Consider the following 14,881-nt stretch of genomic DNA (forward strand, 5'->3'; position numbering starts at 1 on the left):
TGTTCGCTTCGCTCGGGTCGTGACGAAAAAAATAGTTTCTCGCAGATTCAGCAGATTTTCTTTTTTAAACATCTGCTCAATCTCCTGAATCTGCGAGAGAAAAAATTTGTTATTCTAACTCTAAAACAACTGCTGATTTTGGTTCTAAAGTAATTTCAGAACTTAGATCGAATGTTTTTCCGGTGATAACATCTTTCCCTGATTTAAAGTTTTTGATGTTTTCTTTGAAACGGTTTGTTTTTACAGTTTGTTCTTTTGCATTGTTGTTGAAAACCACCATAACGGTTTTAGTATCTGTATATCTGAAATACACATAAGTATTGTTTTCCGGAATATAATGTGTCATTTTTCCGAAGTGAACGGCTTCGTTTGTTTTTCTCCAATTGAATAATTTTGAAGTAAAATCAAAATAAGCGGCTTGTTGTGCTGTTCTTCCTTCTTTTGTGAAAGCATTGTTTTTATCACCAGCCCATCCGCCTGGGAAATCCTGACGAATATCGGCATCACCTTTACTTTTGTCTCCGCCCATTCCGATTTCTGAGCCGTAATAAACTTGCGGAATTCCGCGAATTGTTGCCAATAAGGTCATCGCCAGTTTGTATTTTGGAAGATCGTATTTGAATTTATCATTCATACGATCAGTATCGTGGTTTTCGGCGAAAACCAAAATGTTATTTGTATTTGGATATAAATAATCCATTGCAAAATTGTTGTAGAATTTAATCAGTCCGTTGTCCCAAGTTGGTTCGTCTTCGTTAAAAGCAGAAGTTATTTGACTTTGAAGTGTAAAATCCATTACACTCGGCAGATTCGAGTTGTAATTTTCAATTGCACCAATTTTACTGTCTTTCTGCCAATAGGCTAAATTCGCTTGATTGTGCATCCAGATTTCACCTACTATATTAAAGTTTGGATATTCTGTTGTAATTGCCTTTGCCCAATATGCCATTGCTGTTTTATCCGAATAATTATAAGTATCTACACGGAAACCGTCAAGATTAGCAAATTCAATCCACCAAATAGCATTTTGCGTTAAGTATTTCGCAACAAGCGGATTTCTTAAATTCAAATCCGGCATGGAAGGTACAAACCAACCGTCAACACAAACTTCCTGATCTGTTTTTGAAGCGTGAATATCGGTAATTACTTCGCGTCTATGATGCGTTTGTGTGTAATTTTCAAACTGATTGATCCATGATTTTGTTGGCAGATCTTTAATCATCCAATGTGTAATTCCCCAGTGATTGGTTACATAGTCCATAACTAGCTTCATGTTTTTCTTGTGCATTTCTGCAGATAAACGTGCATAATCGTCGTTGGTTCCATAACGCGGATCAATTTTGTAAACGTCCGATTGTCCGTACGTATGGTATGAATGCTGTTTGTCGTTGTCTTCGCATAAAGGCGTGCTCCAGATTGTTGTTGCGCCAAGAGACGAAATGTAATCTAAGTTTTTGATAATTCCTTCGATATCTCCGCCATGACGCCCGCCCGGTTCTGCGCGGTTTCCTTTTTCTGTTAAAACAGGATCGCTGTCGTTTTTCGGATTTCCGTTAGCAAAACGATCCGGCATAATTAAGTACATCATGTCTGATGCATCGTAACTTTTTCGGTCAGCAGAATTAGCTCTTCTTTCTTTAAGGGAATATTTTTGAGTGAAAGCAACTTTGTTTTTCAATTTAAAAGAAAAAACAAGTTCTGATGCTTTAAGATTTTGTGTGTCGATTGTAATGAAAACGTAGTTAGGGTTTTCTGTTTTTTCTACATTTTTAATGCCAACATTGTTAGAAACAGAAGCTTCATATTGTGCAATGTTTTTTCCGTAGAACATAATCTGCAGTTCTGGATTTTTCATTCCTGCGTACCAGAAAGGCGGTTCTACTTTTTGGATTTGCGCTTTCGCGGAAGCGGTAAACAACAAGACCAGTAGGATTAATTTATAAAATGAATGTTTTTGAGTGTTCATAGTATGTAGTTTTTTAGTTTCCTGCAAGGTTTTCAAAACCTTGTAGGTATAGCTTGAAGTAATTTATAGATAAACTTCAAGTGTATTTTAAACCTGCAAGGTTTTTAAAACCTTGCAGGTTGTATAGACTTTAGAAAAAAAGACAAGCAATTCTGGGGAAAATTACTTGTCTTTTTGGGTGTTATTTATTTTCAATAATACTTATCGCATAACCTCCGCCAGGAGCAGATAACTGAGATAATTTTGATTTGTTTGTTACAGCAATTTTCTTGATCGTATAAGCCTGCGGATTTGTTTTGTAATGCGCATCTTTTGCATCGGCGTAAATTGTTGCCGTATATTTTTTACCTTTTTCAAGGAAACTGAAGTCGATGTTTGATGTACGAGAAGTTTCTCCGTTTACGTTTCCTACGAACCAGTTGTTTGTTCCTTTTGCTTTACGGGCAACGGTGATAAAATCTCCAGGTTCAGCCTCGATATATTTACTTTCAGACCAGTCAACTGCTACATCCTTAATGAATTGAAAAGCATCTGGAAAACGGTTGTAGTTCTCCGGAGTATCAGCTGCCATTTGCAACGGACTATACATCGTTACATACAATGCCAATTGATTACAAATAGTACTGTTTACATGCGATTTGTTATCAGGATTCAATTTGCTGATATCCATTTCAAAGATTCCCGGCGTGTAATCCATTGGACCACCAATTAATCTCGTAAAAGGTAAAACGGTAACGTGATTTGGTTTAGAACCGCCAAAGGCCTGATATTCTGTTCCTCTTGCCGCTTCATTTCCAATTAAGTTTGGATATGTTCTCGCAATTCCTGTTGGACGAACCGCTTCGTGAGCGTTTACCATAATTTTATAATCTGCTGCTTTTTCGATTGCGTATTGGTAGTGATTTACAATCCACTGGTTGTAATGGTTTTCACCACGAGGCAAAATATCACCTACATAACCGCTTTTTACAGCATCGTATCCGTTATCATTCATGAATTTGTAAGCTGCATCCATGTGGCGCTCGTAATTACGAACAGAACCGGAAGTTTCGTGGTGCATGATAATTTTTATACCTTTAGATTTCGCGTAAGCGTGTAAACCCTTCACATCGAAATCCGGGTATGGCGTTACGAAATCGAAAACATAATCTTTAGAATGACCAAACCAGTCTTCCCAGCCTTCGTTCCATCCTTCAACCAAAACAGCATCAAAACCATTAGCAGCAGCGAAGTCAATGTATTTCTTTACGTTCGCATTGTTTGCTGCATGTGTTCCGTTTGGCTTTGCTTTCGCGAAATCGGTAACACCTAATTGTACAGTTGGATAGTCATTTGTGTATGACCAGGAGCTTTTTCCTGTAATCATTTCCCACCACACACCAATATATTTCACAGGTTTAATCCACGAAGTATTCTCAATTTTTGACGGATCATTTAAGTTATACGTCATTTTTGAAGCTAAAATTTCTCTGGCGTCATCACTTACCATAATCGTTCTCCATGGCGAGTGGCTTGGCGCCTGCATATAACCTTTGTCTCCTTTTGCATCAGGAGTTAACCAAGATGTAAAAGTCATGTTTTTATCATCTAAATTCAGGTGCATACAAGAATAGTTGATCAAAGCAGCCTCATGTAAGTTAATGTAGATTCCGTCATTTGTTTTTAACATCAAAGAAGTCTGAACTCCTGTTGGAGAAAAGTTCTTTTGAGAAACGTTTGCTGTATATGCTTTTTCAGATAAACCTCTAATTTCAGACAATTTTGATTTGGTGTAATCGTATTCCTGAGTATCATAATCTCCCGGAATCCAGAAAGCAGTATGATCTCCTGTCATAGCAAACTGAGATTTTTCTTCTTTAATGGTAAAATAAGTAAGATTCTTTTGTGTCGGAAATTCATATCTAAATCCTAAACCGTCATCAAACAAACGAAAACGAATTACGATTTGTCTGTCTGTTCCTTTTTGGTTTAAAGTCACAGCCAGTTCATTATAATGGTTTCTGATGTGATCTACTTCTCCCCAAACCGGTTTCCAGGTTTCGTCAAAAGTTGAAGTTTTGGTATCAGCAATAGTAAAATCATTCAGTAAAGATTTTTTATCATCTTTAAGTTCAAGACCTAATTTACTGGTTTTTACAACTTCTTTGTTTTTGTATTTTAAATTGTAAGTTGGAGTTCCGTCGCTTTGAAGAGAAAATTCCATTACGAACTTTCCTTCGGGAGATTTTAATTGCTGCGCCTTAGCAATCGAGCTCACCGCAAACAAAACTAAACTTGCGAAAAATAAGTTTTTCATGTTTTTAATTTTTAAGTGGATTGTAATTTAATTTATTTGTACAAATTTACTTGCAATTACAGGATTTCCGTTAACTACAATTGTTAAATCTTGATCACCGTCTACTGTAAAAGTGGTTTCGTCATGATTTACAGCTACTTTTAAAATCTGATTTCTAAAATTTATTTTAAATGAATAACCTTTCCATTCTTTAGGAATTTTTGGGGAGAAATGCAATTGGTCATTTTTCACACGCATTCCGCCAAAACCTTCTACGATACTCATCCACGTTCCGGCCATCGACGTAATGTGACAACCTTCTTCTACTTCTTTGTTATAATCATCAAGATCTAAACGGGAAGTTCTTAAATAAAAAGTATAGGCCATATCCATTTTATCTAAAAGGGCAGCCTGAATGGAGTGTACACAAGGTGAAAGTGAACTTTCGTGAACCGTAAAGGATTCATAAAAATCAAAATTACGCTCTAATTCTTCTCTCGAAAAATGATCTTCGAAGAAATAGAAGCCTTGTAAAACGTCAGCTTGTTTGATGTACGGCGAACGCAGAACACGATCCCAGGACCATTTTTGATTGATTGGTCTTTGCGAACGGTCTAAATCTTTCACCGGAACTAAGTCCTTGTCTAAGAATCCGTCTTGCTGTAAATAAATTCCAAGTTCTTCTGAAACTGGGAAATACATATTGTCAGCTACTTTTTTCCATTCTTTAACTTCCTGAGAAGAAAGATTTACTTTTTCAAAAATACGTTTGTGGTCAGCAGGATATTCCAATGCCACTTTATTGATTTGATCGGCAGCAAAATCAATACACCATTTTGCAATATAATTGGTGTAGAAATTATTGTTGATATTGTTTTCGTATTCATTTGGACCAGTAACGCCAAGAATTACGTACTGATTTTTGTCTTTTGAAAAAGAAGCTCTCTGGTGCCAGAAACGTGCAATTCCGATTAAAACCTCTAAACCTTTTTCCGGGATATACGAGTAATCGCCCGTGTATCGGTAATAATTGTAAATCGCAAAAGCAATCGCACCATTTCTGTGTATTTCTTCGTGAGTGATTTCCCATTCGTTGTGGCATTCTTCTCCATTCATGGTAACCATCGGATACAATGCAGCGCCGTTTTTAAAGCCTAAATTGTCTTTCGCATTTTCGATTGCCTTATCCAATTGATTGTAACGATACGTCAATAAGTTTCTTGCAACCTGCTGATCTTTAGTAGCCATATAAAACGGAATACAATACGCTTCAGTGTCCCAATAAGTAGATCCTCCGTATTTTTCTCCGGTAAATCCTTTTGGACCAATGTTCAATCGGCTGTCTTTTCCGGAATAGGTTTGGTTTAATTGAAAAATGTTGAAACGAATTCCCTGCTGTGCCTTAACATCACCTTCAATTGTGATATCCGACATTTCCCAGATTTTACTCCACGCATCAATTTGGTTTTGAAGCAAAGTTTCGTAACCTAAAGCAATTGCATTTTTAATTATTTTTTCGGCTCCGGCCAACGTATTTTCATGGTTTAAAGAAACCGTATAGCCACCAATTTTTTGAATGGATGAGGTTTGTCCTTTTGCAATAATTGTTCCGTACGTATATTGAACTTTGTCTGTTGTCGAATCGATTGTTGAAGGAGAAACATGAATATTTTCGCCATTTGCAAAAATCGTATTGTGCATGAAAGTTGTAACTTTAAAATGCGTTTTAAAAGTCTGCGCCGTTACAAAAGCTTCATTTGTACCCTTTTTAACTTCGAGCGGTTCCCAGAATTTTTCTTCCCAGTTCGCATCTTCATTAGTTACTCCGGCATCGATATAGGGTTTGTAAACGATTTTTGCATCCTTGTTTAAAGGTGTAATATCGTATTTGATCACTCCGGCTTCGTCTAAATCCATAGAAAGAAAACGACGAACGTTTACCGCAATTTCAGTTCCGTTTTTGAGCACCGCTTCAAAAGAACGGTTGTACCATCCTTCTTTCATATTAAGTTCTCTTCGGAAATTTCTAACTTCGGTACAAGCATTCAAATCCAGATTTTCTTCGTTGATTTCAATGTCGATACCAATCCAGTTTGGAGCGTTTAGTACTTTGGCAAAATATTTCGGATAACCGTTTTTCCACCAGCCCACTTTTGTTTTGTCCGGATAATAAATTCCGGCAATATAACTTCCTTGAAAGGTTTCGCCAGAGTAAGTTTCTTCAAAATTCGCGCGCTGCCCCATGGCCCCGTTTCCGATACTAAAAAGACTTTCCGACGATTTTACTCTTTCGGCATCAAATCCCTCTTCTATAACCGACCAATTGTCTGGTTTTATATAATCTTGATTCATTTGTTTAATGAGATAATTTGGCAATTAGATAATTAGATAATTTGTCAATGGTGATTGATAATTATAAGTTTGACTTTTAATTCTAATTATATAATTGTGATTGTTTTACGATTTTACTTTTTGATTGATTATTCATTAATAATTAGAAAAAGTATCTATTGATTCATTTTCTAATTATCACATTTTCTTATTGACTAATTAGCCCATTAATAAAGTTCTCATCTATTTCAGTGAAATCTTTAAAAATGAAATCAGCCTCATGTAAAATTGTTTCCTCACCAATTCCAACACTTACCATTTCTGCGATATTTGCTGCCTGAATTCCGGCAACAGAATCTTCAAATACAATTGAATTTTTTGGATCAATATTTAATAATTGAGCCGCTTTTACGAAAACTTCAGGATCTGGTTTTGCGTTTGTAACGTCGTTTCCGTCAACAATCACATCGAAATATGAAATGATTCCTGTTTTTTCTAAAATAGGTCTTGCATTTTTACTGGCAGAACCCAGTGCAATTCCCTGATTTTTATCTTTTAATAGTTTTAGAATTTTAGCAACTCCCGGAAGAATCTCACTTTCGTCCATGTCAACCAAATAAGATAAATAATCTTCATTTTTCTGGATCAGCCATTTGTCTTTATCTTCCTGAGAAGCTTCAACATTTCCTAATCCAAGAATTATATCTAAAGAACGAACACGACTTACACCTTTAAGTAATTCGTTGTCTTCGTGTGTAAAGTTTATGTTTAATGACTGAGCAATTTTTTGCCAGGCTAGAAAGTGATATTTAGCGGTATCTACAATTACACCGTCAAGATCGAATATGAATGCTTTTTTCATTATAAATAGTGGTTCTTATTTAGGATTTTATGTTGATGTCGTCTACGTCTTTTACCTTGTAAACCAGAGCTGCGGCAATTAAAAAGCTGACACCGCTGGTAATTAAAGCATAAATTGCATCTCCATTATAAAGATATTTAACAATTGGGCCGCCAATAAGTGCGTTTACAATCTGCGGAATTACCACAAAGAAGTTAAAGATTCCCATATAAACACCCATTTTTTTAGGCGTTATAGATCCCGCCAAAATAGCGTATGGCATTGCCAGAATACTTGCCCAAGCCACACCAATTAAAACCATTGGGAGAACAACCCAGTCTTCATTAGGCATAAAATAAATGGAAATTAATCCGATTCCTCCAATGACTAAAGAGAGAGAATGCGTTGATTTTCGTCCGATTTTTTTGGCGATGTAAGGGAGAAAAAATAGCGCGATAATGGCTGAAACTAAATTGTAAACTCCGAACAGAATTCCGACCCAGTCGCCGGCGTCCTGATATTGCTGACTTGAAGTATCTTCTAAAGGCAAGCCATAAATGTGATGTGCAATTGCCGGTGTGGTAAAAACCCACATTCCGAACAGACCAAACCAGGAGAAAAACTGCACCCAGCTAAGCTGACGCATTGTAGTTGGCATTTTTGCAAAATCTGTAAAGATGTCTGTAAGTTTTGATTTTTCTTCTTCTCTGATTTCTGCTTCGTTTTGAGGATCTTCAAAATTGGCTAATTCCTGTGGAGAATATTCTTTTGTCGAAAATAATGTTACTAAAATTGAACCAATTAAAACTGCTGCTCCAATAATAAAGGACAAAGTCAGATTCAACGGTACACTTCCCGGAACAGCACTGTTGGAAACATGAAACCATTTTGTTAAAACGTATGGCAGTGCTGAACCAATAACGGCTCCAAAACCAATTAATGAAGTCTGGATACTAAAGCCTGCAGTACGCTGATCTGTTCTTAAATTATCTCCAACCAATGCACGGAAAGGTTCCATTGCAATATTGAAAGAAGCGTCCATGATCATTAGCATTCCGGCTCCAACCCATAAAGCTGGTAAAACAGAAATAAAAATATTAGCCTGCGGCATTAAAACTAATCCCACAGAAGCTAAAACGGCTCCCACTAAAAAGAAAGGTTTTCGTCTTCCGAATCTTCCCCAGGTTTTATCGCTGTAATGACCAATAATAGGCTGAACTATTAATCCCATCAGGGGAGCAATAATCCAGAACCACGAAAGTTCGTGTACGTCGGCACCAAAAATTTGAAGAATTCTGCTGGCATTTGCATTCTGCAGTGCAAATCCCATTTGTATTCCTAAGAAACCGAAACTCATGTTCCAAATTTCCCAGAAACTTAATTTACGCTTTTCCATTATCGTAATTTGTAAAAATTATACGATAAGCGCTTTGCTTATCAAAACTTACTGTTTTTTCGAAGTAAAAGTAAAAGCCTTGACAGGCGTAAAAGTATTAATTATTTTTTTATTAATACTAATAAAAAAGCCATAAATATTAGTTATGGCTTTAGAAAGTGTTGATTTTAAGAAAATTAGTCGGTAGATTCTCTTTTTATCAAATGCGTTTCTATTACTTCTGTTGTATAGTTTTCGTTTTCTTCTTCCCCATCTTCATGTTCGGCTTCAAGTCTTTCAATCAGCATTTTAGCTGCTTTATTACCCATTTTTTCACCGCTTTGGCTAACAGTTGTAATACTTGGCGTAGAGTATTTTGAAATGATTCCGTCTGTAAACGCAATTACCGCCAAGTCTTCAGGAACTTTAAGCCCCATTTTGCTTGCTGTTTTGATAATTGTTACTGCAAAAAGTTCATTTACAGCAAAAACGGCATCAAAAGCTCTGGCATGTAAAAGTTCGCTGATCGTAATTTCGCAGGTATCGACGTCTTCAATTTTTATAATTAAATCCTCGTTAAAGGGTAATCCGTTGTCCAGTAGGGCTTTTTCGTAACCATCGGTTCTCAATTTTCCAACGCTTACATAATCAACAGTTGTTACTAAAGCTATTTTTTTTCGTCCGTTATCAATTAAGCTCTGAACGGCTTCGTACGCAGCTGCTTTATCATCAATAATAACCTTGTCGCACAAAATATCATTGGTCACGCGGTCGAACATTACAACTGGCATTCCCTGATTTATAACTTCTGTAATATGATGAAAATCACCTTTGTATTGAGTTTCTTTGGAAAGAGACATGATAAAACCATCGATACTTCCGTTAGCCAGCATCTCCATATTCAGGACTTCTTTATCAAAAGAATCATCCGATAAACAGATCACTACACTATAGCCATTTTCGTTTGCGACCTGCTCAATTCCGTTGATTACAGTGGAGAAAAAATAATGTACAATTTCCGGAATGATAATACCAATACTTTTGGTTTTTCGATTTTTTAAACTAAGGGCAATATTGTTGGGTTTGTAGTTGTAAAACTTTGCAAAAGCCTGCACTTTTTCTCTCGTTTCTTCACCAATTTCCAAGCTGTTTCTCAGTGATTTTGAGACAGTTGAAATTGATACATCGAGTTCCTTTGCAATCTGTTTTAAGGTTATTTTACGTTTCATGCTTTTATATGAAAAAAATCTAATTATTAATAAAGGTATCTAATATTTTTAGAATTGATAATTTTTGACTGAAAAGATTACAAAATATAGAAAGTTTTCAACACTACCACGTTTTCGTAACCCATAATAAATTGACTCTGGTCGAGCATGTTAATAAATTCATAATTTTGAAATTCGAAGTAAAATTAAAAACTTAACTAACAATCAAAAACTCAAAACTAATTTAAACAAAAAGTATGAAAACAATTTACAAAAAGTTGTTATTTTTATTCCTCTTGTTGCCGTTTACTGTGTTAGCTCAAAGCACTTTAAGCGGGACTGTTGTTGATAAAGCGACAGGTCAGCCAATACCGGGGGTAAATGTAAATGTACAAGGTGCACCAAATGGAGCATCTACAGGATTTGATGGGAACTACCAACTGTCAAATGTTAGAAGCGGAAACAAAATCGTTATTTCTTTTATTGGATACAAAACGCAAACGATTGATTTCGCCGGACAAAAAACATTAAATGTGTCTTTAGAAGAAGATACGAACCAACTTCAGGAAGTTGTAGTACAAGTAGGTTACGGTACCGTTAAGAAAAAGGATGCAACGGGTTCTGTTTCTCAAATTTCAGCAAAAGAATTTAACAAAGGTATTAACGTTACTCCTGAAAGTTTAATCGGTGGGCGTATTGCAGGTGTTAATGTTGTTGGTGGAGGAGCTCCTGGTGCAAAAGCAGATATTAGAATTCGTGGAGGATCTTCTTTGAGTGCATCGAATGATCCGTTAATTATCTTGGACGGACTTCCGTTAAGTAATGCGGTGCCGAGTGGGGCAACAAGTATCTTATCTACAATTGATCCAAATGATATTGAGTCTTTTACAGTTCTTAAAGATGCTTCCGCAGCTGCAATTTATGGTTCTCGCGCAGCAAATGGTGTAATTGTAATTACAACTAAAAAAGGGACTAAAGGTGGTGTAAAAGTAAACTTCAGCTCACAAGTTGGTGTTAATACTATTGCCAATACAGTTGATGTTTTAAGTGCAGATCAATTCCGCAATTTTGTAAATACAAAAGGATCAGATGCTCAAAAAGCATTAATGGGAACTGCAAGTACAAACTGGCAGAATGAAATCTTTCATACAGCTTTAACAACAAACAATAATATTTCTGTAAGTGGTGCCTTATTCAATAAGTTACCTGTACGTTTATCTGTTGGAAACGTTGATAATCCTGGAATTTTAAGAAACACATCTTTTGAAAGAACTACGACATCGATATCGTTAAACCCTGTTTTATTTGATAATCATTTAAAAATTGATATTAGCGGAAATTTATCATTCAGTAAAAACAGATTCCAAGATGAAGATGCTGTAATTGGTTCAGCAATAAGTTATGATCCTACACAATCTCCTTATTCGTCAGGTTCTCGTTACGGAGGTTATTTTGAATGGTTGGAACCGAATGGAAATTTAGCATTATTACCAGCTAAAAATCCACTTGCAAGATTAAATCAGGAAGATAAAAGATCTAAATCTACAAGAAAATGGGGTAATATTAGTTTAGATTATAAATTTCATTTCTTTGAAGATTTAAGATTTGTTGCAGAAGCAGGTATTGACAGATTTGACAGTAGCGGTTACAATAGACAGAGTACAGAAAGTGCTTTAGGTTATCAGCCAAATCCTTTTAGTTCTGGAAATTGGGTAAATTTAGGAAACAATGATACTTATACTGACGATCTTCAAAATAAAAATTTAAATACTTATTTTGTTTATAGCAAAAATTTAGGAAAACTAAAATTAGATGCTACAGCCGGATACAACTATCAGTTGTTCCAAAAAGAAAAATACCAATCTGGAGCGCTAACTCAGCCGGCTTCCAGTAGAAATGAAGATGTTATTACAGATCCGGACATCAATTTACAATCGTATTTTGGTCGTTTAAACTTAGGTTGGGATAGTAAATATTTATTGACTTTAAACTATAGAAGAGACGGAACTTCACGTTTTTCTGAAGAAAACAGATGGGGTAATTTTATGGGAGGTGCTTTTGCATGGAATATTGCTGAAGAAGCTTTCTTAAAAGATAACAGTACAATTTCGACATTAAAATTAAGACTTGGTTACGGTACAACTGGTCAGCAGGATATTTCTGCTCAGTATGACTATTTAAGAAGAGTTACACTAGGTACGGTTAGTACTCAATATATATTTAATGGTGTTGTTTACAGAACTGCCCGACCTGAAGGATACAACCAAAATATCAAATGGGAAGAATTAGCAGAGATGAACGTAGGTATTGATTTTGGATTTTTAAATGATAGAATTACTGGTTCCATCAACTATTTTGATAAAAAGTCAACAGATTTATTAGCGGATGTATTAGTTCCGGATGGTGCTAACTTGAGAAATCAGGGGTTCAATAACATTGGTGATTTAAGAACAAAAGGTCTTGAGTTTAGTTTACAATCTGATGTTGTAAAGAATGATAATCTAACGTGGAATGTTGCTGTTAATGCTACTTATTTAGATCAGAAAATTGAAAGTTTAGGTCAAACTGTTGAAGGCTTTCAAGGTTATGAAGTGGGAGATAATATTAAAGGAGGAAATGGAAACAAAATATTAATTAACACAGTTGGATCTGCTCCAAATTCATTCTTCGTTTACGAACAATTGTATGATGCTAACAAAAATCCTATTGCAGGTGCTTATGTGGACAGAAACGCAGATGGTAAAATTGATGCTAGCGACCGTTACAAATATAAAAAACCAACGGCAGATTATACATTTGGTTTATTCTCAACTTTAAATTACAAAAAGTTTGATTTTACAATGAACTGGAGAGCAAGTTTAGGAAATTATATTTATGATAACGTAAATTCTAACTTAGGATATTCTGATGCTGGTTTAAGAAGACAAACAGATTTATCTAACATAAGTTCGGATTATTTAAATACTGGATTTACTTTTGAAGATAACGGAACACAACGTTATTTATCTAATTACTATGTAAAAGATGCTTCTTTTATCAAATTAGATAACGTAACTGTCGGATATACTTTGGATAAATCTTTATTAAAAGATGTTTCTTTAAGATTCTCTGCAGGTGTTCAAAACGTTTTTGTACTTACAAAATATGATGGGTTAGATCCGGAGAAATTCAACGGAATTGATGGTAACGTTTATCCAAGAGCAAGAACATTCTTGTTTGGAGTAAATGCAAGTTTCTAATAGTACATTGAAAAACAAAATTAAAAACATACAAAATGAAAGTATCATTTAAATATATATCTTATTTCTTCCTATTTATATTAGGAATAAGTATGACGCTTACTTCGTGTACTGACGATTTAAACGTAACACCAAAAGATGACGATGAGTTTTTATCAGAAACTTTTTTTCAGGATCCGGCTTCTTACAAACAAGTTTTAGCAAAATTATATGCTGGATTATATGTAGGTGGTAATGACGGGGATGGTTCTGCAGATATTTCTGGTTTGGGTGGCGACTTTAGTAGTTACTTACGTTTACTTTTTGTAACGCAGGAATTACCTACAGATGAAGCAATTATTGCTTGGGCTGATGGTACTTTGCCAACATTAAATACTCAAACCTGGTCGCCAGTAAATGAGTTTTTGTACGGAACTTATTCCAGAGCTTCTTACCATATTAGTTTAGCAAACGAGTTTTTAAGACAAACAACAGATGAGAAATTACAGGCAAGAGGTGTTGATGCCAGCTTAAAATCAGAAATTGCAACATTTAGAGCTGAGGCTCGTTTTTTAAGAGCTTACTCTTATGTAAATCTAATGGATTTGTTTGGAAATGTGCCAATTACAACCGAGGCTGACCCAGTTGGATTCTTTTATCCTGTACAGAAAACAAGAGCAGAAGTATTTGCTTTTGTAGAGTCTGAATTGAAAGATTTAGATAGCAGCCTGGCTAACGCAAGATCAAATGAATATGGTAGAGTTGATAAAGTAGCAGCTAAATTTTTATTAGCTCAAATTTATCTAAATTCTAAAGTATATACCGGAACTGAAAGAAATAATGAAGTAGCAACTTTATGTACTGAAATAATTAACTCTGGATACACATTTGCAAATGTTCCTTATTCTTATTTGTTTTCAGCAGATAATGATAAAAATGGAGCTCAAAATGAATTTATCTTCCCAATTATCAGTGATGGAAATGCTATTAGAGCTACTGGTGGAGGAATGAGTTTTATTATTCACGCTTCTATCGGAGGAAGTATTGATGCAGCTTCCAGAGGAATGGACGGAGGATGGTTCGGTACAAGAGCCCGTAAAGAATTTGTTGGCCTTTTTCCTGACGCGACTGCTACCGGAGATAAAAGAGGAACATTCCACACTGATGGACAAGCTTTAGATATTACAAATGTATCAACATTTACAGATGGATATGCTGTAACTAAATACATAAACAAAAAATCTGATGGTTCTCCAGCTCAAAGAACAGAAATACCAGATACAGATTTTCCTGTTTTTCGTGTATCGGATGCTTATTTAATGTATGCTGAAGCTGTAGTTAGAGGTGCAAGCACTGGAAATATTGCTACTGCTGTTGGTTACATAAACCAATTAAGAACAAGAGCAGAAGCATCACAAATAACAAGTGCAGATTTAAATCTTGATTTTATCCTTGCAGAAAGAGGTAGAGAGTTATTCTGGGAATGCCACAGAAGAACAGATTTAATTCGTTTTGGAAAATTCACAGGAGGATCTAAAATCTGGCAATGGAAAGGTGGAACTATGAATGGTGTGGCAACAGAATCCTTTAGAGATTTAATGCCGATTCCTGCTAAAACTATACAGGCGAATCCTACATTGAAGCAAAATCCAGGATACTAATATCTA

8 protein-coding genes are annotated in these 14,881 nt (G+C 35.5%); 2 read left to right on the forward strand and 6 right to left on the reverse strand.

Features of this window, described 5'->3' with window-relative positions:
- Nucleotides 1–109 precede the first annotated feature (109 nt).
- The 6 genes from ABEB31_RS04770 to ABEB31_RS04795 form a co-directional block, all read right to left on the reverse strand.
- Nucleotides 110–1,966: a glycoside hydrolase family 13 protein gene (locus tag ABEB31_RS04770; RefSeq protein WP_347050203.1), complete on the reverse strand. Its 1,857-nt coding sequence runs from the start codon at nucleotides 1,964–1,966 to the stop codon at nucleotides 110–112.
- A 181-nt stretch (nucleotides 1,967–2,147) separates the two neighbouring features.
- The gene (locus ABEB31_RS04775; protein WP_347050204.1) at nucleotides 2,148–4,262 is read right to left on the reverse strand and encodes a glycoside hydrolase family 97 protein; all 2,115 of its coding nucleotides are present in this window, start codon (nucleotides 4,260–4,262) and stop codon (nucleotides 2,148–2,150) included.
- 27 nt (nucleotides 4,263–4,289) lie between these two features.
- A complete protein-coding gene (locus ABEB31_RS04780) occupies nucleotides 4,290–6,593 on the reverse strand; it encodes a glycoside hydrolase family 65 protein (protein ID WP_347050205.1) in 2,304 nt (767 codons plus the stop codon).
- Between the two features lie 187 nt (nucleotides 6,594–6,780).
- Nucleotides 6,781–7,437 (reverse strand): beta-phosphoglucomutase, encoded by a 657-nt coding sequence (gene pgmB / locus ABEB31_RS04785; protein WP_347050763.1) that lies wholly within the window; start codon nucleotides 7,435–7,437, stop codon nucleotides 6,781–6,783.
- Nucleotides 7,438–7,453: 16 nt separating this feature from the next.
- Nucleotides 7,454–8,809 carry an MFS transporter gene (locus ABEB31_RS04790; RefSeq protein ID WP_347050206.1) on the reverse strand — a complete coding sequence of 452 codons (1,356 nt, stop codon included), beginning with the start codon at nucleotides 8,807–8,809 and terminating at the stop codon, nucleotides 7,454–7,456.
- 176 nt (nucleotides 8,810–8,985) lie between these two features.
- Nucleotides 8,986–10,017, reverse strand: a complete 1,032-nt coding sequence (locus ABEB31_RS04795) for a LacI family DNA-binding transcriptional regulator (RefSeq protein WP_347050207.1) — start codon at nucleotides 10,015–10,017, stop codon at nucleotides 8,986–8,988.
- 236 nt (nucleotides 10,018–10,253) lie between these two features.
- Between ABEB31_RS04795 and ABEB31_RS04800 the strand changes: the two genes are divergently transcribed.
- Together ABEB31_RS04800 and ABEB31_RS04805 are read left to right on the forward strand one after the other, a co-directional pair.
- Complete coding sequence (locus ABEB31_RS04800) at nucleotides 10,254–13,235, forward strand: SusC/RagA family TonB-linked outer membrane protein (protein WP_347050208.1); 2,982 nt, start codon at nucleotides 10,254–10,256, stop codon at nucleotides 13,233–13,235.
- 35 nt (nucleotides 13,236–13,270) lie between these two features.
- Nucleotides 13,271–14,875: a RagB/SusD family nutrient uptake outer membrane protein gene (locus tag ABEB31_RS04805; protein WP_347050209.1), complete on the forward strand. Its 1,605-nt coding sequence runs from the start codon at nucleotides 13,271–13,273 to the stop codon at nucleotides 14,873–14,875.
- Nucleotides 14,876–14,881 lie beyond the last annotated feature (6 nt).

This window comes from Flavobacterium olei, assembly GCF_039749035.1.
Classification (GTDB): Bacteria; Bacteroidota; Bacteroidia; order Flavobacteriales; family Flavobacteriaceae; genus Flavobacterium; species Flavobacterium olei.

What these genes read in the sequence shown, in the direction of transcription:
- ABEB31_RS04770 (WP_347050203.1), bottom strand. Translation starts at nt 1,966, where the DNA reads ATGAACACTCAAAAACATTCATTTTATAAATTAATCCTACTGGTCTTG.
- ABEB31_RS04775 (WP_347050204.1), bottom strand. Translation starts at nt 4,262, where the DNA reads ATGAAAAACTTATTTTTCGCAAGTTTAGTTTTGTTTGCGGTGAGCTCG.
- ABEB31_RS04780 (WP_347050205.1), bottom strand. Translation starts at nt 6,593, where the DNA reads ATGAATCAAGATTATATAAAACCAGACAATTGGTCGGTTATAGAAGAG.
- ABEB31_RS04790 (WP_347050206.1), bottom strand. Translation starts at nt 8,809, where the DNA reads ATGGAAAAGCGTAAATTAAGTTTCTGGGAAATTTGGAACATGAGTTTC.
- ABEB31_RS04795 (WP_347050207.1), bottom strand. Translation starts at nt 10,017, where the DNA reads ATGAAACGTAAAATAACCTTAAAACAGATTGCAAAGGAACTCGATGTA.
- ABEB31_RS04800 (WP_347050208.1), top strand. Translation starts at nt 10,254, where the DNA reads ATGAAAACAATTTACAAAAAGTTGTTATTTTTATTCCTCTTGTTGCCG.
- ABEB31_RS04805 (WP_347050209.1), top strand. Translation starts at nt 13,271, where the DNA reads ATGAAAGTATCATTTAAATATATATCTTATTTCTTCCTATTTATATTA.